At 58.8% G+C, this 21,953-nt stretch carries 18 protein-coding genes; 2 read left to right on the plus strand and 16 right to left on the minus strand.

Annotated features, from left to right (window positions below):
• Positions 1-642 precede the first annotated feature (642 nt).
• Positions 643-1,407 (plus strand): class I SAM-dependent methyltransferase, encoded by a 765-nt coding sequence (locus J6524_RS09460; protein WP_225670083.1) that lies wholly within the window; start codon positions 643-645, stop codon positions 1,405-1,407.
• A 14-nt stretch (positions 1,408-1,421) separates the two neighbouring features.
• Positions 1,422-2,600 (plus strand): peptidogalycan biosysnthesis protein, encoded by a 1,179-nt coding sequence (locus J6524_RS09465; protein WP_225670084.1) that lies wholly within the window; start codon positions 1,422-1,424, stop codon positions 2,598-2,600.
• 556 nt (positions 2,601-3,156) lie between these two features.
• On the opposite strand, the gene ald is transcribed toward J6524_RS09465, so the two are convergent.
• The 16 genes from ald to J6524_RS09550 all read right to left on the minus strand — a co-directional run bounded on the left by ald (position 3,157) and on the right by J6524_RS09550 (position 21,816).
• The gene (ald, locus tag J6524_RS09470) at positions 3,157-4,269 is read right to left on the minus strand and encodes an alanine dehydrogenase (protein WP_225670226.1); all 1,113 of its coding nucleotides are present in this window, start codon (positions 4,267-4,269) and stop codon (positions 3,157-3,159) included.
• Between the two features lie 580 nt (positions 4,270-4,849).
• Positions 4,850-6,430 (minus strand): PAS domain-containing sensor histidine kinase, encoded by a 1,581-nt coding sequence (locus J6524_RS09475; protein WP_376711994.1) that lies wholly within the window; start codon positions 6,428-6,430, stop codon positions 4,850-4,852.
• Positions 6,431-6,974: 544 nt separating this feature from the next.
• Entirely contained in the window at positions 6,975-8,234 is a 1,260-nt protein-coding gene (locus J6524_RS09485; protein ID WP_225670085.1) for a Glu/Leu/Phe/Val family dehydrogenase, read from the minus strand.
• Between the two features lie 804 nt (positions 8,235-9,038).
• Complete coding sequence (locus J6524_RS09490) at positions 9,039-9,821, minus strand: SDR family NAD(P)-dependent oxidoreductase (RefSeq protein ID WP_225670086.1); 783 nt, start codon at positions 9,819-9,821, stop codon at positions 9,039-9,041.
• The gene (locus J6524_RS09495) at positions 9,818-10,138 is read right to left on the minus strand and encodes a RedY/HapK family protein (protein WP_225670087.1); all 321 of its coding nucleotides are present in this window, start codon (positions 10,136-10,138) and stop codon (positions 9,818-9,820) included. The genes J6524_RS09490 and J6524_RS09495 overlap by 4 nt, the downstream gene beginning before the upstream one ends.
• 346 nt (positions 10,139-10,484) lie before the next feature.
• A complete protein-coding gene (locus J6524_RS09500; protein WP_225670088.1) occupies positions 10,485-11,522 on the minus strand; it encodes an LLM class flavin-dependent oxidoreductase in 1,038 nt (345 codons plus the stop codon).
• A 478-nt stretch (positions 11,523-12,000) separates the two neighbouring features.
• A complete protein-coding gene (locus J6524_RS09505) occupies positions 12,001-13,626 on the minus strand; it encodes an ABC transporter substrate-binding protein (protein ID WP_225670089.1) in 1,626 nt (541 codons plus the stop codon).
• 201 nt (positions 13,627-13,827) lie between these two features.
• Positions 13,828-14,511 carry a GntR family transcriptional regulator gene (locus J6524_RS09510; protein ID WP_225670228.1) on the minus strand — a complete coding sequence of 228 codons (684 nt, stop codon included), beginning with the start codon at positions 14,509-14,511 and terminating at the stop codon, positions 13,828-13,830.
• Between the two features lie 793 nt (positions 14,512-15,304).
• A complete protein-coding gene (kce, locus tag J6524_RS09515; protein WP_225670090.1) occupies positions 15,305-16,237 on the minus strand; it encodes a 3,5-dioxohexanoate:acetyl-CoA acetone transferase in 933 nt (310 codons plus the stop codon).
• Positions 16,238-16,405: 168 nt separating this feature from the next.
• Entirely contained in the window at positions 16,406-17,284 is an 879-nt protein-coding gene (locus tag J6524_RS09520; protein ID WP_225670091.1) for an SMP-30/gluconolactonase/LRE family protein, read from the minus strand.
• Positions 17,285-17,305: 21 nt separating this feature from the next.
• Positions 17,306-18,094 carry an SDR family oxidoreductase gene (locus J6524_RS09525; protein WP_225670092.1) on the minus strand — a complete coding sequence of 263 codons (789 nt, stop codon included), beginning with the start codon at positions 18,092-18,094 and terminating at the stop codon, positions 17,306-17,308.
• Entirely contained in the window at positions 18,091-18,825 is a 735-nt protein-coding gene (locus tag J6524_RS09530; RefSeq protein ID WP_225670093.1) for a GntR family transcriptional regulator, read from the minus strand. Before J6524_RS09530 ends, J6524_RS09525 begins: the two co-directional genes overlap by 4 nt.
• 173 nt (positions 18,826-18,998) lie before the next feature.
• Positions 18,999-19,913 carry a DUF1028 domain-containing protein gene (locus J6524_RS09535; protein WP_225670094.1) on the minus strand — a complete coding sequence of 305 codons (915 nt, stop codon included), beginning with the start codon at positions 19,911-19,913 and terminating at the stop codon, positions 18,999-19,001.
• A 2-nt stretch (positions 19,914-19,915) separates the two neighbouring features.
• Positions 19,916-20,611, minus strand: a complete 696-nt coding sequence (locus J6524_RS09540) for an alpha/beta fold hydrolase (RefSeq protein WP_312002376.1) — start codon at positions 20,609-20,611, stop codon at positions 19,916-19,918.
• 315 nt (positions 20,612-20,926) lie between these two features.
• Positions 20,927-21,436, minus strand: a complete 510-nt coding sequence (locus J6524_RS09545) for a YybH family protein (protein ID WP_225670095.1) — start codon at positions 21,434-21,436, stop codon at positions 20,927-20,929.
• Positions 21,424-21,816, minus strand: a complete 393-nt coding sequence (locus tag J6524_RS09550) for a hypothetical protein (protein WP_225670096.1) — start codon at positions 21,814-21,816, stop codon at positions 21,424-21,426. Before J6524_RS09550 ends, J6524_RS09545 begins: the two co-directional genes overlap by 13 nt.
• Positions 21,817-21,953: the final 137 nt, after the last annotated feature.

Genomic DNA, 21,953 nt, shown 5'->3' on the forward strand with positions numbered 1-21,953 from the left:
TCTTCCTCCAGAGCGGCGCGAAGCACGTGGTTATTCCCTCTTTCAAGCAAGGCTCGCACAATGTCTTTTGCGGCACGCCGATTGCTGGGAGAGGGGCAGGATCTATTACGTCCATCGCAGTCTCGGAGGCACCGAGCCCGGAGTTCAGATGAAACTTGCTCGATTGACTCGAATCGATGCCATAGACGCCGCACGCTCGAGTGATGGTCCGCCAATTGCTTCGGCCGTCCGTCGCTGGGTGCCCGCGTGGCGTTTGTCCAGGAGCGGCTTTGGTTCTTGTCGGAGGGCGGCAGCGACGCCGCGACATCAAGATGGGGTTTGTGCTGAAGGAGCTCGACGAGATTGCGCTGCAGCCGATCTGAGATGGCTTGTGGCGCGTGTTGAGCTGCTGCACACCACTCTCGTCGAGTTGATCTGCTCAATGCTCTTGGCACGTACAGGAGGAGCTGAAATGCGAGCGCTACATGTTGATCATCGCGCGGAAATTTCTCGCGCGTTGCAACGAGCGCTCCTGGATTGCGCTTTTGGCGTTCGCGCCCTGCAAGCCCCACCTCCTTGTGAACTCCCGAATCCCGAGACTACGCTCATGCGCAAGTGTTCGCGCCAATATACCGCATAAGTAAGGAAAAGAGAGGTGTCCTCGTGTCCAAAAACAATGCGGGCCAGTTCAACGAACTTGCCACTCTATATGAAGACACGGCTCACTGGCCCTTTCGAAAAGAGATCGAAATTCCAAGCGTATTGCAGGCTATTGGTGATGTTGAGGGTCTCTCAGTCCTCGACTTCGGGTGCGGCACGGGGCTGTATTCCCGCTGGCTAAAGCAACGCGGCGCGGGCCGGGTTGTAGGATACGATCCGACGAAAGGCATGCTCAACTACGCGCGGCGTCGGGCGGAGAAGGAGTCTCCGGGCATCTCCTTCGTCACTCGTCTCAGCCCCGATTTGATAGGTCAATTCGATCTGGTTCTTGCCGTGCATGTGCTGCAATACGCTAGCAGCGGACCTGAGCTGCAAGATATGTGCGCCGACATGGTCGGTCTGTTACGTCCTGGTGGGCGCTTGCTGACACTGCCGATTCACCCATCTTACGATCCACGTCGGAGCTATTACGAACGCTATGGCCTCAGGCTCAGCGCCGATAATCTTCAGAAACCATATGTCGATGGTGGAGGTGTAAGGATACGACTTTGCAAAAACGGAAAGCAGGGCAGCGTCTTCGCATCGTATTGGTCCGCTGCTTCTTTGGAGCGGGCGTTAGGGCAAGCCGGCCTTCTATCCTTGAAGTGGCGGGAACTACATGCCCCAGAATGCGCCGCTTTGGATCAGGCTCCTAAAGAGCTGCATGCATATCTTCAAAAGCCACACTCGATCATCATCGAGGGTGTGCGCGCTTGTGACCCACAGTAAATCGGACCACAGCCATGAACTTTTTCCGCTTCAGGAGCGACGCGTCCCACGCGTTTTGCTCAGGCGTTTCGCAAAAGCTGTCCGACATGGACGAGCATGAGTGGGATGCCCTCGTCAGTGATGACAATTTCTACAACAGCTACCGGTGGCTGCGAGGCCTCGAACATTCACTCGGTGCAACGGACGTGCTTTCCGTCCACGGGTCGGCCGGGCTCGTCGCCGCATGTACGCTTTGGGAAGGAGACCAATCGCCTGGGATGTTCTTCCTACCAGATTGCATGGCGGGCGTTCCGGGCCCCTGGCAAGAGGGCTTTCTTTGGCTCGGCGGTCGGCGCAACACACACAACGAGATTCCCTGCATTCAGGGCAGGCGAAGGCATCAGGCTCTAGCAGAGTTGGGACGCTGCGCGCTAGAGTATGCGCAGCAGCGGGGATATGCCGGCTTTGTGATGCCGTACATGCCCTACCAGGCTGCGGTGGAATTTGCAGATGCCATAGGCGGGGCCGTCGTTCTGCATTCTGCCCAAGCCTCGTTGGAGGTGCCTGATACAGGGCTTGCCGGAATGATGGCAAGCTGGCGCGCGCATGATCGTAATCAGACCAAGTCTGAAATCGCGGCGTTCCGGCGAATGGGAAGCCGGGTCGAATGGGGCGCGCCCGACGAACTCGATGACTCGGTAACCGCTGATCTCATCACCCAAAACAGGTCACGGTATGGCGGCACGCAGAATCGCGAGTGGATGCAAGGGATCCTCGCGGGGCAGAGAAAGTCAGGTGTATCGTATTTCGGAGCCGCAGCAGTTTCCAAACGTGATGAAGATATGACAGCGCTGGCGATCTTCTATCGCTTTGGAGCGACACTTCACTTGCGCTACTTCGGGGCAAACTACAGGCTCGATCTCAATGACTACAGATACTTCGTCCTTTGCTACTATGAGCCCCTCAACTACGCTGCGGCGAACGGCCTCACGAAACTGCGGCTTTCAACCTCCGCTCTGCGCGCCAAGGTGAACCGTGGGGCAAAGATCGAGCCACAAGCCTTGGTCGTCAAATGCGCCGATGAACAGAAGATCTGCCACTCCGAGGCCAAGCGGCACAACCGCCGAATGCTCAAGGAATATCAGGACGAGTTCCCTGGCCATCTGAGCCGGGATTGGGAATTGGTCGGGTCCCATCAAAATCCAACAAACTGAACAAGCGCCACATGCTGCACCCTGTGTATCTCTTCCGTCCTATCGCCCCGGGCGCTCTTGACGGCGTTCTGGCCTCGTCAGCGAACGGGAGGATTTGGTCTATCATGGTCTTGATAATAGCAACCGGTCCTCGATGGCATGTCCGCACTGTCGGCCGCCATCTCCACTGAACCGAGCACTCCATCTCGTTCCAGACGAGTCTTCCTGCGGAGCGTGCGAGCACGCCGCGCGCCTGACCACCTTCACATCGAGAAGCTGGAGGGGAATGGCGCGACCGGGGTTCGAAAGCCGAAGGCTAGGACAGGACAGGCGCCGACAGTATCGCACCGCGATGGGCACGTGCCGCGCCTACACCCCACTATTGCAAAAGCACGTCTTTCGTATCGCCATATCGCCAGGCGGCTTGAAAACGTCGAGTGTGTCAGGGATCGTTGCCCGACTTGATCCCCGGTCCCAGGGCAACTTTCGTTGAGCGGCCTATAGAACCCAAAAAAGAAGGCCACTCCGATGGAGTGGCCCAAGTCAGGGAGGAAACGCCCTTGAGGGGCCTCTGGGATCAGGCCGCAGCCTGTTCGATCGGTGAGAATGGCAGGCCGAGACTCTCGGCTACGGCCCGATAAGTCAGGCGGCCGCGATAGACATTGAGGCCTGCGCGCAGATGCGGGTTTTCGAGCACGGCTGCAAATCCCTTGTTGGCGAGAGCCAAACCAAATGGCAGCGTGGCGTTATTTAGTGCTTGGCTCGAGGTGAGCGGGACAGCTCCGGGCATATTAGCGACGCAGTAATGAATGACGCCGTCGATCTCGTAAGTTGGATCAGCGTGGGTCGTCGGACGCGATGTCTCAAAGCAGCCACCTTGATCAATGGCGACGTCAACGATCACCGAGCCTTTGCGCATCGAGCTCAGCATGCCGCGGCTGACCAATTTCGGCGCGCTCGCGCCGGGAACGAGCACCGCACCGACAACAACATCGGCCGCAAATACTTCCTCCTCAACGGCGTCAATTGTCGAAAACCTGGTACGAACGCGACCTTCGAACAGCTCATCTAGCTCACGAAGCCGAGGTATCGACCGCTCGAGGATAGTGACCTCGGCGCCCAAGCCCGCCGCCATCCGTGCCGCATGCGTACCGACGACGCCGCCTCCAATCACCACGATGCGGGCCGGCTGAACACCGGGCACACCACCGATCAATAACCCCCGCCCGCCTGCATACCGTTTCAGGGCGCTACCTGCCGCCTCGATCGCAAGCCGGCCCGCGACCTCACTCATCGGCGCAAGCAGCGGAAGACCGCCATGCGCATCGGTGACAGTTTCGTAGGCGATTGCGGTGCACCCAGACTTTAGCAGGCCCTTAGCCTGCTCCGGATCCGGCGCCAGATGCAGATAAGTGAAGAGAATCTGGTTTTCTCTCAATTGCGCCCATTCGGAAGATTGGGGCTCTTTAACCTTTATGATCATCTCGCTTGATGCGAATATCTCATGAGCGGAGTCCAGAATCGTTGCGCCGGCCTTGCGATATTGATCATCCGTTGTGCCAATGCCGGTGCCGGCATTCGTCTCGACCAGCACGCTGTGGCCGGCGGCCACATATTCGCGGACGGCTCCAGGCGTCAGACCTACGCGATATTCGTGCGTCTTGATTTCCTTGGGAACACCGATCTTCACCTGCCATCTCCGTACTTGGATGACCTTATCTAGTCGGAAGATCGGTTTGTTTTCCTGCAAACTTGCGAAGCAAGTGCTGTGTGAAGCAGAAATCCAGCAATATTTGGCACTGTTTTGCAGGATTCCAAACAAGAACCGGGCAACATCAATACGACGATCCACGCCGAGCTTGGCATCAGTGCGACCCAGCGCTCGGATCAGTCACACCGAAGTCTCGAAGCGAATGTGACTCTACTGCGATGGCGCCGGCAGCCCGCGCTGTAAGACAAGGAACATCACAGGGCATCTACCGATAATTGAGTTCAACCGGTTGCCTCAACAAACGCGACCCGACCTGCGGAGCGCCTAGTCGACCACGTCTCGTGTCTGACCAAGATGGAACCGACCTAGAATCTTTGGATCTATTTACCCGAAATGCGAAGCCGATAGATCGATCGGAAGTGCAAGTGTTCTAAACCTGCATCAGTGCCGCCCTCCTCGGTTGAACCAGGGCAGCGCTAGCGGCACTCGCAAGTATTTTCGTGCCTGAGAAGGCCTGTGATACCTTCCGCCAGATCCAGCAGGCTACTTGCATCGAGACTCATGCTGCCAAGGCTTGGCGCGGTCCATCACCAGAAACGCCGTTTTGTTTTGCAGGCAGACTAAACTGGAACACAGCGCCCCGAGGTTTATTCGCGGTGACCCATAACCGTCCCCCATGCGCCTCGATGATCGAACGAGAGATGACCAAGCCCATTCCCATCCCCTCGGGCTTGGTGGTGTAAAAGGCCTCGAAGAGGCGGTCCACGATATTCGGATCCACGCCCGGTCCGGTATCCCGCACAGACACGAGTACGCGGTCAGAGGCATCGCTTGAAGTGCTAATCCTGAGCTCCTCCGCGTCCGCGATACAAATCATCGCGTCCACGGCGTTCATGACAAGATTAAGAATCACCTGTTGCAGCTGGACGCGATCGCCTTGCACGAGCGGTAAACCGGTCGCGAGGTCTGTCTGCAGCGAAAGGCCGTGCTTTAGCACTTCGCTTCGGGTCAGAGCGACGACATCAAGGACAGCGTTGTTGATGTCGATGCTGTCCTTCCGAGGCGGTGCCTTCTTCAGAAGTCCGCGAATCCGGCTCACGACCTCCCCGGCCCGTACCCCATCTTTAACGATCAGGTCTAGGGACTGACGGACCTGCTCAAGATTTGGCGGATCAACGCCGAGCCAGCGCAAAGCTGCCTGTGCGTTCATTACCACCGCACTGATTGGCTGGTTTACCTCGTGAGCAATTGAGGCCGTGAGTTGCCCCATAGTTGCGACGCGATTGGCGTGCGCGAGCTCAGCCTGCGCCGATCGCAAGGCGTCGGACGCCAATGAATAGTCTGTGAGGTCGTGAAAGATCGAAAGGATGGCTTCAACCCGCTCCGACTTGGAGTGCAAGGGCGAATGGCTTATCGAGATATAGCGTCGAGTGTCAGGGTAAGTAAACCAGTCCGCATACCTGACTTCTTCTCCCTCCAAACATCGGTCGTGCTTCGGTTTGACCGTCTGCTCAAAAACTTTAGTTCCTAAGACATCAGCCACGTGCATTCCGACGAGATCCTTCGCTGATCTTCCCGAAATGAGTTCGAAGACCGGATTAACGCGTTGGTACCGATAGTCCCGCCCAATGATGCAGATTGCATCCGGTGAACGCTCAAAAACCAGCTGCGTCAGATGCTCCGCCCGTTTGAGATCGGTGACATCTTGGACCGCTCCGAACAGGCTGAGAGGTCGGCCAGACGCGTCCCTCGTCAGATCACCCTGACTGTGGACAAACCGCACCTCGCCGTCTGGCCTCACTATCCGATAATTAAGGTCGTAGCGAGAGCCGCCGCGTAGCGTGTGCGCTAGTACTGAGCTCCAGATTGCACGATCCTCCGGATGCAACCGCTCGGTCACTTCCTCAATCGTAATGGTGCCCTCACGCGGCGCGAGCCCGAAGATGCGACATGCTTCGTCCGAAAAGGTGATCCGTTCTGTTCTGAGATCGCGTTCCCAGTAGCCGACGTGGGCGATGCGTTGCGCTTGCTCGAGCAGCTCCTCTCTCCGGCGCACTTCGTACGGCACCTCGCGCGGAGCAGCGGGACGGATTAATCGTTGCCACAACATGATTGTCCCCTCCACACCATCGCCGATCAAGAAGAGGATTTCTTATGGGTAGCCGACCATACGGCTCATCCCGTTACAGGGTTTGTGATGCCCGGCTCAATCGCAGTCGAGTCGATCGCCAACCCTCAGGTACAATCACGCCTCCAAAGGCCGGCTAAATGCCGCCAACCTTGCACGTACTCCTGAACAGAACGGGGCCACAACATAGCTCACTAATTCAAAGGGATCAACCGCGTGCCCATACCCGATGAACACGCTAGGATCTCGAGGGAAGCGGTCACTACAAGGCAGTTCTTCCTGAATAGGATCACAGGATCTTCGCAAATTTCGTCTACGCCCAACGCCCTGCTTTCGATGGCCTGCTCAAATTCATCGTTGCCGTCGGCTGCCAAGGCGAGAGAAAATTGGGAGGCAGTCCGCTTTGCCAGCGGATCCTAAGTAGCTTCGAGCACGCCAGGAAGACCTTCAAGGCGCCGAACACAGAGTGCTCAGACTTAGCAATTCGGCGTGTGCCGGCTCGTCCTAGCTGCGACACAGGACGTCAAACCAGACGCAAATATGGAAAGCGAACATGTTATGGGAACAGGCCACGTGTTTCCTTTGCACTTCGAACACGATCCACACCTATGGCCATTGCCGCCGTGCGATTGAATATGCTCTCCCCCCTACTTCGTGCCAGTACGCGATCGAAGGCACGATCCAGAAGTTGATACTCCTGACGCGTTACCTCCTCCTCCTCCCAGAATAACCGCTGGAGATCCTGCACCCATTCGAAGTAGCTGACCACCACACCTCCCGAATTGCACAGAATGTCGGGGATGAGGAAGACTTCGTCCTGACGGCCTTCCAAGATCTGATCGGCTTCCGGTGTTGTCGGGCCGTTGGCGCCCTCAGCAAGAATACGGCAGCGCAGCTTACCCGCTATGTCGGCGTCGATGACCCGTTCCACTGCAGCTGGAACAAGCACGTCACAGGGCATCGTCAGCATCTCTGCTGGGTCTAGAGCGAGTTCGTTTGAATAGCCATCCAGGCTACCTTGCGAGGCCGCATGTCTGACCAGTTGTGGTATGTCGAGCCCCTGAGGCCGATAGAGCGCGCCCGTGTGATCGCTGACCGCGATCACCTTCACCCCCATATTTTGCAGCTCGAGCGCGGCGACCGAACCGACATTTCCAAAGCCTTGAACGACGGCTGTTGCGCCATCGAGACGGAGCTTGAGCTCGTCCGCGGCGCGGCGAACCAAATGAGCCACACCCCGGCCTGTCGCTTCACGGCGACCGAGCGTTCCGCCGGCGCTGACAGGTTTACCTGTCACGATCTCGGTGACGGTTTGGCCCTGATACATCGAGTATGTATCCATGAACCACGCCATGATCTGCTCGTTTGTCCCAAGGTCGGGAGCCATGACATCTGTGTGCGGCCCAACAAAGGGGATCATTTCCTGCATATACCGGCGCGACAGGGCCTCAAGCTCACGCTTTGACAAGCTGGAAGGGTCGACGTTAATTCCGCCCTTGGCGCCACCATATGGCAGTCCAACCAGCGCACACTTCCAGCTCATCCAGATAGCAAGCGCTGCGACTTCGCCGAGGTCAACTGTTGGCGCGAACCTGGTACCCCCTTTTGTCGGGCCAAGCGTCAGGTGGTGCTGCACCCGGTAGCCCTCGAACACCGCCGTTGTGCCGTCATCACGGTGAATTGGACACGACACTGTGACAGATCGCTTCGGCAGCAATAGGCGGGGTCTTGCGTCATCCGGTATCCCCAGATAATTCGCGATCACCTCGAATTGCTTTACGGCCATCTCAAACACTGGCCCACGGTATGCAGTCACGCTAGCTCCTGAGGCTGGATTTGAAACATCGGATGCTCAGCACACCAAGCTCTCTAGTGCGGGTGCGCGTTTTCCGATGGGGAGGAGACAATTTATTCAATGGGCAAGATCGCGCCTCGCGGTCACGCCAAAAATACAACCAATGCGACGAAAGCGAGATTTACCAGGGCCGCCACGAATGCCCAACAGCGAATCGCCGCGGGCGAAAATTCAAGACTGTCCTGCGAAGTGTCGACCCAAAGTGGCGGCATTCAAGTTAGTTCCAAGAAGCGGGTTAAGAGACAAACCTGCATAAGAGCAGAAACCGCCCACGCCGCGAAAACCGACCGCTTCGAGCGCGCTTAGAGCCCTTGCCGTTACACCGAGCGAACTCGCAACTGAGGAGCCGTCACTCCCGGCTCCTTCGCAGCTGACAACAGGTGCGTAGGCCGCATCAACATCACTCCTCGATCCGGCAAGTGGATCCGGCGGGTCGGCCGCTGTTCTACCCCTCACGTTCGATCTCGTATCCAGTGATGACAGAATAACATTCCTAACGCACGATACTCGGCGTTACGCGCGGCATTCCTCCACTCTTTCGGTGAAATTCACCGCAGAAGTACTGGCTTGCGAGGCATTTCTTCAGGTCCCGCCGAAAGGCCGATCGAATCAATTTATTGGCCGATAAGTCGAGCAATTTTGGTTGAACGGCCGAGGGCTCGTCCCCGCGCCGGCAATGGGTAACGTCCCTTTTTGACGTATGCTGCAAGATGTAGAGGCGAGGCCTCTTGCAAGAGAAAGCAACGGTCTTTCTCCTGCGTGCAATTAGCCGGTCGTTGTGAGATCGAGTTTCAGCGTGCGCGGCAACGATCGGCCACCGTCCATGATGATTGATTGTCCCGTCACAGCAGAAAAATCTGGAGTACAGAGAAGGGCAGACATTCGGGCAACCTCCTGTTCCGTCACGAGTCTTGCCAAGGGCGTTTCCGCGATCACGGAACTCTTGTAGCCGACCGTCGTGTCGGTGCGCTCGCTGGCGATCTGGCCGGGCACAATTGCATTTACGGTGACGAGTGGCGCAAACTCGAGCGCGAGGCATTCCGTCAAATGGATGAGAGCCTGTTTGGCAAGGCCATATACCGAATGCGACCGCGCGTAGGCCGACGTTGCGCTCACATTGATGATCCGTCCCCAACCGGTACGCTCCATGCCTGCGATCGCGCTTTGAGCGAGCTGGTACGGCGCCCTTACGTTGATCGCCATCACCGTCTCCCACTGCGAGAGGGGCAACGACCGAAACGGCGCATCCGCATAGGGACCTGCATTGTTGACCAGGATGTTGACGTCTCCGAGACGCTCCGCGATGCGCGAAACGAGTGCATACGGCGCCTCGGGATCGCTGAGATGACCCGGAAAGACCGCTGCCTTCCCACCGATTGCAGCGATGCGAGCGCAAACGCTTTCGCCGTCACTTAATGCACGCCGGCAGTGCACTGCTACACGCGCCCCTCGCCTAGCGAGTTCGATGGCGATTGCAGCTCCCGCGCCGGACGAGGAACCGGTGACAAGGGCGACCTTGCCCTCAAGATCCTTTTCGCCCGCACTCATGGATCAATCCTCGTAGACCAGATGAACTTCAGTTTCGATTCGTCTAGATAGTTATTGTGTATTAGTTCGATCAGATCCTTAGCGGATGTAGCCAGCTCCGCCTCGTAGGCGGCGCGATCGGTTACTTCGATCCGTTCTATATAGTCCCAAGGGCCGCCCTCGAACGGCACCGGTTCGGTGAGACGATGAATCCGATAGCTGCTAATCGTCTTCAGCTTTGCTGTGAACGGATAGTCGATCTCCCGTTCGAATCGTTCGTACTCGTCGCGGTCGACGCCGGGCTTCAATGCGGTCAGTATATAAACGACCGTCGTCATAGTCTGCTCCTTGTAAACAACTGCGACTTAGCGAAAGCAGAGAACTCTCACTTTGCAAATCCTTCTTGGCCCTTAGTTCAGGCTTTTGAGACGCGCTAATTGTTGCCGATCGAGCATCGAGGCCAGTCGCGACTTGCCCTGGGTCACGATTCGGATTGACAGAACGCCAACGATTCCATCGTTCATTGCTGTGGATCGCCGAGTGTGGGGAGGAGTTGATCTGTCGCGGCTGTCTTTTTTATTGAACAAGCTCATCATCTTGGATCTCCCGCCCGTGGCTGCGCTACACGCTCAATGAAATGCGCGTGCCACTGTCGATCGGATTCCACCAAACGAGTCGTGAGACCTAAGCCGTCCCATTGTCGGACTCTTTGGCAAAAGCCGTCTCGACAGCGGGCCAGACTTCCGTTCCGAAGCGCACAATAACGTCTGCATAGGTTGTGCCAGGAGCCGGAACCGGAAAGATGTTGAAGCCCGTGATGCCGGCGCGGCGAAGGTCAACCATGTGTTGGGTTATTTCCTGCACAGTCCCGCAGAGAGTGAGAGCGTCGACGTGCATGTCGGTGACGAGAGGAAAAAGAGGCGCGAACGGGGCCACTCCGGCAGCATAGGGAACGGGACCAATGGTTTCGACGACATTCTTCGGCAGAGTCAATCCTTGTGCTTCCAGCGTGTAGAACCTCGAATTGGCTTGCGCGATGATCCGTGCCACCGAAGGCCGCAATATATCCCGCGCTTGCTTACCGTCGTTAGTAATACAACAATCGAGTCGCGCGATGAGCTTGACCTCGTTCGGAGAACGCCCGGCCTTCCGCGCACCTTCGGCGACCGTCGATGCGAAGGCCTTTGCTTCCTCGACGGAGCCACAGCCCTCCATCATCACGCCGTCGCCGATTGCACCGCCCATTTTCTGGCCCAGCGGTCCGTTGCTAGCGACACGAACAGGAACACGCGATCGCAGCGGCGCGAAATTCAACCGGCCGCGGTGAAACTGAATGATCTCGCCCCGGTAGTCGACCTCCTGCCCTGCCATGAGCTGACGGATCAGATCAACAGCTTCGCGAATAGCGAGCGGGGGCTTGCGCGATTGGATCCCGAGCTCCTCAAAGCCGGAGACGCCGGCGCCGATGCCGAGAATGGCGCGCCCTCCCGAAACTTCATCGAGGGTGCCCAAAGCCATCGCGGTTAGAGCTGGATGGCGCGCGAATGGATCGGTGACGCAGGGACCGAGATTGACGCGCGCGGTTTGCGCCGCCAGAAACGAGAGACACGAGTAGGTTTCCCGGAAAAAGCGCTCATCAGCGAGCCAGACGGTCTCGAATCCGCTCTCTTCGGCCAGCCTGGTGCGAGCCGCAAGGCCAGCCACGGGCTGGTCGCCAAGCATCAACAGTTCTATGGACATCAACTTCTCCGATCATTGTCTTCGGCCGCGCCGGGCAGCTGATCCGGCCGATAGGTGATGGTGGTCTTCAACATTCGGCAAAGGGCGTCACGGCGTTAGAACATCTCGTCTGAAGGTCACGCCGACTTTAAGAAGACCTTTCGACTTAAGGACCAAGAACGGGGCTGCGCCGCTTGACATGGTGAGCAGGCGGCAGTGCGCGCAGTGGACGGTGGCTCGTTCTCGATCGGCGAGGGTGAGACGCTGGGCCTTGTTGGCGAAACTGGCTGCGGCAACTCCATGCCGCGCGATGACTGATACGCGTCATGGAGCCGACGGGAGGTTGGAATTGCCGGGCAAGACCTCGATCAGGGAAAAACCGATCACCCTGACGTCGAACAAGGTCGGCGCCAGCAGAGTTACTCTACGAGGCACGGAAGCTAAGCGACACATGACTTATTCAGCGCATTCGGGCTACACTTCAAGCCAGCTTCATCTTGTTGAAGCGCTCAAAGGAATCCCAATACTTCGCAACGCCCGCGAGCTCGGAACGCGTCACTCTGGCCCAATTGTCGTACCAAAGAAGACCCCAGGCCGCATCATCCAGAAGGATCTTCTGCGCCTCCTTGACCCCGGCCATACGCTTGGCAGGATCAACCTCGCGCATATTGTCGTCGATGATCTTATCGAGGACCGGATTGGCGTAGGCTCCCTTGTTGGTCGCCGTCGCCTTACTATGGAAGTTCCAATAGAGGTGATAAACTGGATCATTGATCCAGGATTGCCAGGATTCGATCGACAGCTCGTGCCCGCCGCTCGATGACAGCTGGCGGAAGGTTGCATCGGTCTCCTTCTCGATGCTGACTTGAAAGCCGATTTTCTCCAGCTCGCGCTGGATCCAAATCGCTGCCTGCTCGTGGGGCGCATAGCCCACACGAACCGCAAGCTTTACTGGGATTGGTCCTGAGCCGTGACCGGCTTCGGCCATCAATGACTTGGCCTTGCTGACATCATATTTGTACGGCGAGAGCGAACCGTCATAGCCGGGGGTCTGAGCTGCGATCGGGCTTTTCATCTGCTCGCCATAGCCGTAAAGGACGTTTGGGATGATCGCGTGGATCGGCATCGCGTAGTTGATCGCTTGACGAACCTTCACGTTGTCGAACGGCTTCTTTTTCAGATTCATGCAGAGGAAATTGCAGTTGGTGTCGGGCAGAGACACCACGGTGAGGCCCGGCGCGCCCTCGAGATTCTTGAGATTCTTCGGCGACATCGAGTTAGGCCCGACCACCATATCGATGGCCTTGCGCTTGAGCAGCAGAATCCGGTCCGCCTCATTGGACGCATATTTAATGACGATGCGCCTGAAATACGGTGCCGGCCCCCAGTAACCGGGGGTTGCTTCCAGGATCACCTCGACGCCTGGATTGTTGCTCACGGGTTTGTAGGGCCCAAGCCCGGCCGTGTTGCGCTTGAGCCATTGAGCGGCCCAGGGGTCGTCGGCAGTCGCGTGTAGCTTGATCTGGTCGGGATCAAGAAGTGCGTTGTTGGACAGGGCGAGCACATCGAGCAACATAGCGCTTGGTGCCGGCATGTTGATGGCAAAGGTGCTGTCGTCGCGAACCTCGAACTGATCTGCCTGCGTCACCCCGATCATGGTCGGAAAGATGAGCCGCATATAGCCGGGTGATTGCAGTCCGCGGTCAAAGAGATATTTCACCGCCTCGGCATTGACCGGCCTGCCGCTCGGAAACTTCAGACCTTGTCGGATCTTTACGACAAGGGTCTTGTCATCATTCTCAAATTTCCAGCTTTCGCCGATGCCACCGATGAAAACACCGGGTTTGGAAATCGACAGGTTAGGCGATCCGGCGACTGGCTCCGCTCCCCAGCCCAGCACTGTGTCGTAGATGTTTGCCTGAACGATGTAGGCGCCATCGGACTTGAACTGCGAAGGATCGAAGGAATCGATATCCGCGCCCCAGGCGACGGTGAGGGTCGGAACATCCTGCGCATGTGCAGGTCCGGTAAAAAGGTCGGGCGTGAACATCGCACTTCCGCTCGCCGCCAGCTTGAGGAAGTTGCGGCGCGACTGATTTCCAAACATTCAAGTCCCCCCTGCCTAGATTGTCGATTTGAGTGAACAAGCTCGAAGTAGATGGTTTGGCCTGGGTAAACCTCAGGCAGGCTCCTGCAAAGGAGCAGCGACGAAGTTCGCCTGCTCAGTACAGACCTCCCGAAGGTGACGCCGACAATACCCAGCGATCAGGTCGCAGCTCGGGATAAAGTACCAGGCGCTGCACGACGCTTATGCCGACACATCTCGGCGCCTGCGCTTTGGAGCAGCGACCGATCGTGCCTTCTCCGGCTTGTCGATAACGCGCGACAGGCAGTTGGCCGCCTGCATGATGTCATCGGTCACAGCCGCGCGGGCGGCGGGACCGTCTCGATGCATCAGCGCATCGACGATGCGGCGATGCGCGTCCATGGAGCGCCGCAGGTGCGTGGCGTCGGGTGCAACGAGCACGAAGCAAGGACCGATCAGGACCCAGAAATTCTCGACCGCACCAAGGATGATGGGCGCTTGAGCGATCTCATAAATCCGACGGTGAAAGACGAAATTCGCCGATAGATAACCGGGCACATCGAGCGCGTCGGCGGCTACCTGGAGGCGATCATAGAGCTGGGTGATTTCGGCATCATCAACGCCCGTCATGCGGGAGGCTGCGCGCTCGGCCAGCAGCCCCTCAAGCGCCACCCGTGCATCGCGCACGTCGCGCAATTGCGGCCCCGACAGCTGAACCACGCTCAGCCGCGCCGTGTCGCTGAACTCGAATGCACCTTCAGCCTGTAGGCGGCGCAACGCCTCGCGCACCGGCATCGGGCTCGAGCCCAGTGCTTCGGCAAGGCCACGAATTGTCAGCCTCTGGCCCGGCGCGAAGCGGCCGGCCATCACGCCGTCGCGCAAATGGCGGTAAACCTGATCTGCCATCGAATCCCGGGCAACGGACGGCAGTGGCGGCAGCGGTTTAGTATCCTTCACCTTCGCATTTCCCCATCTTGATTCCAGATATGTGATCACAAATTGCTGCCATGGTCAAGCTATCTCCCTACCCCGCTCCTTTACGCCGGCGCTTGCGACCATCAAGCGCAGAATGGAGAGAGTGGCTCTTCAATCCGACTGGATGCAAGCAAGCCTAACTGTGTGAGTAACTGAGTTACTGGAGCTGAACGTCGTATCGCGCTTTAGCGGGATGGCCTCAATTCGGTGCTATTGTCCTTGACTGCTATTTGCGGCGAGCTCTTCGCGTAGCTCTTCTCCGTGGAATGATATGCGCCTGGACTTTTCAATCAAGGCGCAGCTTGTCTTTCAGCTAGTCGAAAATACATTGCCGCCCAATGCTCGGGTTGTCGAGCTGCCGGTGTGATGAACCTATCTCCTCGCCCTTGAAATCCTCAGCTCCATCGGCACGCCGACGGCGCGGAAGTTCTCATGTAAGGCAGTGACATTCTCCCAGCTCAACATGATCGTGTTCTCCACTCTGACCAAGCAAGGACACTTGATTTGACGCGCAAGCTTATAGGACGAGGATAATTATCTGAACCGAAGAAGCTGGCGGTGACATACCTCTTTCCGAGATCATCCCAAAATCCACCGTCGCAAACGGCGGCCGGCCATGTCGTTTCCGTTGCTGCGACGCGCGTGGCAAGAGCGCCTCCAAGACCGTCGCAGCTCAATTATCGCCGGCCTCATTCGTCTGCCGATCGCGGAGCAGGCCGCACCATCAGAAGCCGACATCACTGGTCCCTTTCAGCTTCAGCATGGCGCGCGCCTCGTCCGGCGTTGCCAGCTCCAATCCGAGTCCTGCGAGGATCGAGCGGGCTAGTCTCACCTGCTCCGCGCTGGAGCTGGCGAGCTTCCCGGGGCCTGCCCAAAGGCTGTCCTCGAGGCCCACACGGATATTGCCGCCCATCGCAGCCGCCATGGCGCCTACGCGCATCTGCGCCGCGCCAGCGCCGAGCACCGACCAGACATAGTCGTTACCGAACAGCCGCTCGGCAGTGCGGCGCATCGTGGCGACGTCCTCGTAATGCGCGCCGATCCCGCCGAGCAGGCCGAAGACGGATTGGATGAAGAATGGCGGCCGGACCAGACCGCGGTCAACAAAGTGCTTGAGGTTATAGAGATGGCCAACATCGTAGCACTCGAATTCAAATCGCGTGTCGCCGGGCGCACACAGTGAGAGAACCTCCTCGATCTCGGCGAAGGTGTTGCGGAAAACGAGGTTGCGTGAAGACTCCAGGTGCTGGCGCTCCCATTGATGGGTGAAATCGCGATAGCGCTCGAGCATCGGGAACAGGCCGAAGTTGAAGGAGCCCATGTTGAGCGAGGCGAGTTCTGGCCGAAAATGACGGGCAGGCTCCACGCGTTCGGCAACCGTCATGAATGGACTGCCGCCGGTAGTGATGTTGATCACGGCTCGGGAACGGCGGCTCAGCTCCGGCAAAATCCTCTGAAATCCTTCGACCGATTGGTCCGGCTGACCCGTCTTAGGGTTACGCGCGTGCACATGTAGGATCGCAGCACCAGCTTCCGCGGCACGTACCCCCTCTTCGATAATCTGGTCCGGCGTCACGGGAAGATGCGCTGACATTGAGGGCGTGTGGATCGCTCCAGTCAGCGCGCAGGTGAGAATGACCTTGCCGGTCTTGGCCATCGAAAATCTCCAGAGTGAATCGGTGATAGTAAGGGGCGGCCTAGGTGTTTCGGCTTTGCAAGTCTCTCGCCCGGAACTGGCAGGAAGCCGCCGGGATTAGGAGCGCCACCCCCGGTGGCGGGGACAGCATGGAGCTCCCTTGCCTGTGATGAACCTGTCTTGGCCGGCTCAGCTCCCGAAGCGCGGCTCCGGGATGCCCGTGATGCCGAGCCCTGTGATTGCAAATAGCGCGCCGCGCTGCTGTCCGTCATCGGGAAAGCGCGGCAAGGGCGGCTTCGCCATGGACGTCACGTACAGAATGTCCAGATTGGGACCACCGAACATCACGCTCGTGACCTTGCGCACCGGCATCTTGATAATGCGGTCAAGGCTGCCGTCCGGCGCGTAGCGCACGAGCTTTCCATCGTAGACTAGCGCCTGCCATAGAAAGCCTTCTGCATCGACGGTGGCGCCGTCCGCGGCACCGCCGTTGGAACGATCCACTGGCGCGAAACATCGCCGATTCGTCGCAGCACCGGTCTCAATGTCATAGTCGTAGGCCCAGATCTCTCCCGTCCAGGTGTCGGCGAAATAGAAGGTCCGGTCGTCCGGGCTCCAGCACGGGCCATTGGAGACGATGATCTTCTCGTCCAAGACGTGCAGCGAGAGATCGGGATCGAGCCGATAGAGACGGCCGGAAGCCTCCTCCTCCAGCGTGTCCATGGAGCCAAACAGGAAACGCCCTCGGCGATCGACTTTACCGTCATTCAGCCGATTGCGCGGCAAATGTGTCTCGGGTTTTGCGATCAGCGTCACCACGCCGCTCTTCAGATCGAGATCATGCACTCCCGATTGGAGCGCAACGAGCGCATGCGTACCGTCGCGCCGCAGCGCCATCGAGCCGATCTTCGCCCCGACGTCCCAGGCGCGAAGCTCGCGTCCATCTGCGGTCGCGCGAAAGACGCGACCATCAATGCTGTCTATCCAGTACAGACGCTGCTGCTCGACGTCCCAAAGCGGGCCTTCACCAAGCGTCGTCTTCAGATCCGCCACGATCTCGATCTGCAATTCATCCCCCGTTCTTACGGTTCATAGATATTCCACGTTCCCGTCGATGCTGATCGCCTGGCCGGTCACGTTGCGTCCACCTGGCGAGCAGAGGAAGAGGGCCATCGCCGCTACGTCCTCGGCCGTCACCATGCGACGCAGTGAGATCTTCTTGAGGTATTCCTGGCGCATCGTGTCGTAGCTGGTATGGAGCTGCTCGGCGCGCGCGCGGATCACACCTTCCATTCGCGGGCCCTCGACGATGCCGGGCAAGAGCGCGTTGACGCGGATGTCCTCGGGACCGAGTTCAGCGGCAAGCGATTTGACGAGCCCGACAATGGCCCATTTCGTTGCGGCGTACGGGGTACGCCATGCATAGCCGAGCCGGCCGGCAACGGAGGCCATGCAGATGATCTGCCCATAGCGCGATTGGCGAAGCATCGGCACTGCGAGACAGGCGAAGCGGTACTGAGCGTTGAGGTTAATATCGATTGTTTGCTGCCAGTCGAACTCTGCAATAGCGTCGATTCCGCCGGTCGGTCCGGCAATGCCCGCATTGTTGATGAGTACGTCTAAACCGTTCCAACGCGCAGCTTGCGCACGAAAGACGGTGGCGACCGCCTCGCGATCCGACACGTCGGCCTTTGTCGCAAGCACCTTTGGATGCCGATCGCGGAAGGCTGCAAGCGCATCCTCGTTGATGTCGCAGATATGCACATGCGCACCTGCCTCAACGAAGGCTCCGGCAAGTGTGGCGCCAATACCGGACGCGCCTGCCGAGATCAGGACACGCAGCTCCGGGTAAGGCACAAGACGCTGCAACACACTCATGCCGGCATATCTTTCGCCTGCGTCTTGGCAACGGAGCACTCCTTGGCCGCTTTGTCGAGAACGCGAGACAGGCAATTGGCCGCCTGCATGATGTCGTCAGTCACGGCCGCACGGGCGGCGGGGGCGTCGCGATCCAGCAGCGCATCGAGGATCTGGCGGTGCGCCTCCATGGACCTCTGCAGGTGGTCAGCGTCGGCCGCAACGAGCACAAAACAGGGGCCAATAAGCAGCCAGAAATTCTCGACGGCGCTGAGAATCATCGGCGCCCGCGCGATCTGATAGATCCGCCGGTGAAAAGAAAAATTCGTCCAGAGATAAGTGGTCACTTCGACTGCGTCAGCGGCTGCCTGAAGCCGACCGTAGAGCTGCCTGACCTCGGCATCATCGACGCACGTCATGCGCGCGGCTGCGCGCTCCGCCAGCAGCCCCTCAAGCGCCACGCGCGCATCGCGCACATCCCGCAGCTGCCCCTCGGACAGCTGACCAACGCTCAGCCGCGCCGTACCGCTGAATTCGAAGGCACCTTCGGCTTGCAGGCGACGGAGCGCCTCGCGCACCGGCGTTGGGCTCGAGCCCAGCGCCTCGGCAAGATCTCGGATTGTCAGCCTCTGGCCCGGCGCAAAGCGGCCGGCCATCAGGCCATCCCTCAGATGCCGGTAAACCTGATCCGTTACCGAGCCCCGGGCAACGGATGGCAATGGCGGAAAGGCAATGATGTTGCTCTTTTCCAAAGTCAGCTCCTTAGTGAGATATGTGATCACATTATGGGGATTCCGTCAACGGGCGCCTGATGGGCTCTATATGGAGATGTTCCGAACTGCGCGGTTGGCAGCAGACGAAGCGTTGTCGATCAGGGCCTGCAGCAGCAAACTGCCACGGATCGGGGGCAAGAAGGTTGGAATTTTCACGCATCGAGCAGTTCGTTCGATGACAGCTGAAGGATTCCGACCGCGTGCAGGCCCTCTACGAAGGCCCGGTACTGCGGTCGCGCCGCGACCGTGGCGGCAACGAGTTTCTTTCCCGAGCAAATCTCGCCGGCGCGGATCAGCAGCACACCTTTCCAGAAGGTTGGCTCGAGGTCAGCGCCGATCAGTGCCTGAGCGTCCGTGAGCGTACGCAGTGCTTCCGCAAGCTGTGGACCTGTCGCTGCCGCTTCGCGCGAGAGCAGCCCAGGTGTGAAGACAGAGGCGCCGAAGATCGTGTGTGCCTGACACAGCTTGACGAGCCTGCGCAATTCGACGAGCGGGGCCGGATGCTCGTCAACTCGTACATCGATGATCCGGTTGCTCCAAGGCGCTGGACCGGTGTCGGCAGAAACCACAAGGAGCGCGGCCGACATTCGGCCACGGGCGTCACCTCCGGCGGCCTCACCTGCATCCATGGCCGCGAGCATACGCTCGACGAGTGGGCCGGCAGTGCTCTCATATACTGCCAGCATGGCAGGAACGACGTCGTCGCTGGCGAGCATGTTGCCCAGCACCACAACGTTATTGGCCTTTAGCTGAGCCCGGTACGGAACGCAGCGATCGCCAGTGAACATGGCTGTCCCGCCGGCGGCATCGAGGAACGCGACTTGGCGAAGTTCTCGCTCCGCGTCATTTGCGAGCAGACTCGTGAGCGCCGACTCCGCCGACGCGCCTGAGGCCATGAGATCTAGCCCATTCGGCCCGTAAGCTGGATCGACGAAAGACTGGGTCGCAACTGCACCAACGCCGGCTCGCGCAAACGTTACAACGCGACCAAGAGCAAAATAATGCGACTGGCTGGCCACACCCAACTCGCCGCTGATCGCGTCTTTGGCGACAATCGAATACGTCATCTTTAGGACTCCACACGTTTGAGATGCGCCTTGATCGCGGCGATCAAACCCGGCGGATCTTCCAGCATCGGCAAATGACCGATGCCGGGCAGGAGGACGTGTGGCGCGTGCAGCATGGCTGCCATTTCCGCGCCGGCCGCGGGAGGGCAGGTAAGGTCGAACTCGCCGGTCACAACCGTCACAGGACAGCTGACACTAGCCACCAGGGCCCGAATATCGGCCGCGCAGGCGGCACGCCACACGCGACGGATGTCATCCTTGCCGTTGGGATTGCGCAATGCCATGGCCTTGGCCACCACTTCGGCCGATGCGTTCGGAGCGAGGGCGTATTTCGGCAAGACTAACTCAAACATCTCGGTGACGGTGTGATGTTCGAGGGTGGATAGCACCGCCGCATTGTCGGGATCTCGCGAGTAGAGCTGGCTGCCCACCGCAACAACCGACATGACCCGTTTGGGCTCGGCGGCTGCGAGATAGACTGAGATTGCTCCACCAAGCGAGCCGCCGATAGCGTGGAAGCGATCAACGCCCGCCCGGTCGACGGCGTCGATGCAGTCTTTCGCCCACCTCGCAATGTCGTAGTGCTCGGCCGGCGGCGAGTCACCGAATCCACGCATGTCAGGGACGATCGCGAACCGCTCGGCGAACGCCGGTACGATCTCCGCCCACGCAGAGCCCCTCAGATTGATCGGATGCACGAACAAAATTGGCAGCCTACTCGGATCCATCCCGTCATAGTAAGAGACGGCAATCGTACCGACTGGTCGCTTGATAGTGAGCCGTCTCATGAATGCTCCACTGGCACCCGCACCTGAACGGCCAAAAGGCCGCTCAGGTGCGGGTCGCTCTTCGACCCCAACGAATGATCGGCCATCGCAGTCCATCCGCTTTTCTGCGGGCAGTGGGACGGCAACTTCCGCAATCTGTTCTGAGTTTCCTTGCAGCACCGGCGGGACCACCCCGTCCCGCCGGATTGTGATGTGCTGCCGGCCCCGACAGGCTGGTCGCTTGGGCTATGTCTTTTGGTCGTCCGTGACCGAGAAGCTCTTGCCAAAACTGGGCGGTAGATAGCCCACACCGCGGGTGGCATAGCTATCGCCGAACGGCTGGCGGATCTTATCTTTTGGCGCCATTTCTGAGCAGTGGAAGTGCCAGATCTTCCACTCCGGCTTTCCCTCTCCGTCGTTGCGCACGTAGATTTCGGTGCTGCGCAGGTACTGTTCCGGCTTCTCGAGGGTCTCGAAGTTGCCTTCGCAAAGCAGGTAAGCCATGTCGCCGCGGACATCCAGACGCCAGATGTGCATGACCGCAGGCTTCGAGCGCGGCGTGTCCTTGAACCACTCCCAGAAAGCGGTAAGTTCTTCGCGACCGAAGTACGGATCGCCGCTCAGGTTGAAATTCAAGAATGCGGTGCCACTCGGGAAGCAGGTTCGCATCAAGGGGATGTCCCACTTGTAATTGGCGGCCCACCAGTCGCGGTGTACTTTCAAGATGGCTGATCGGTCCTCATCTACAGTCGGCATGGATGCTCCTGGGTGGTGTGATCGTGAAATAGGCCGCCGAGGATCCCCCTCAGATTGGCGACCTCATCGGCCTCTGGTCCAAGGACCAGGGCAGATTCTCGCACTTGCTTGGATGGACTTGCGAAGCCTTGGCCGTCTTTAGACATTCTGGACAGCAGTTCTGAGCGGACCAGCTGAGCGCGCGCGGCGCAAAACGCGAAATGGTGAGATCTTAAGCGGGACGATAATGCTGTTGCCGGTGATCGCAGGATGTCGATCAGGCCAACGATGCACCGGGACGGCTCGTAAAGCACCGCCACCAACTCAACGACGATGGATGCATTGATCCCGTTGCGAACCAGCGCATCGAGTGCCCACATCAAACTTGAACTGAGTGCCACGGCGAGCATCAGCGCAATGGGGTGGCCGATCGAAACGCGGGCGACCGATAGCAGCAGAAAGCGTGCGCTGGCGTGATAATGCGGCTCACTCCGGGCTCCTCCTAAATCTTGGATATGTGATCACAAATCAAAAAATG

The organism is Bradyrhizobium hereditatis, from assembly GCF_020329435.1.
Classification (GTDB): domain Bacteria; phylum Pseudomonadota; class Alphaproteobacteria; order Rhizobiales; family Xanthobacteraceae; genus Bradyrhizobium; species Bradyrhizobium hereditatis.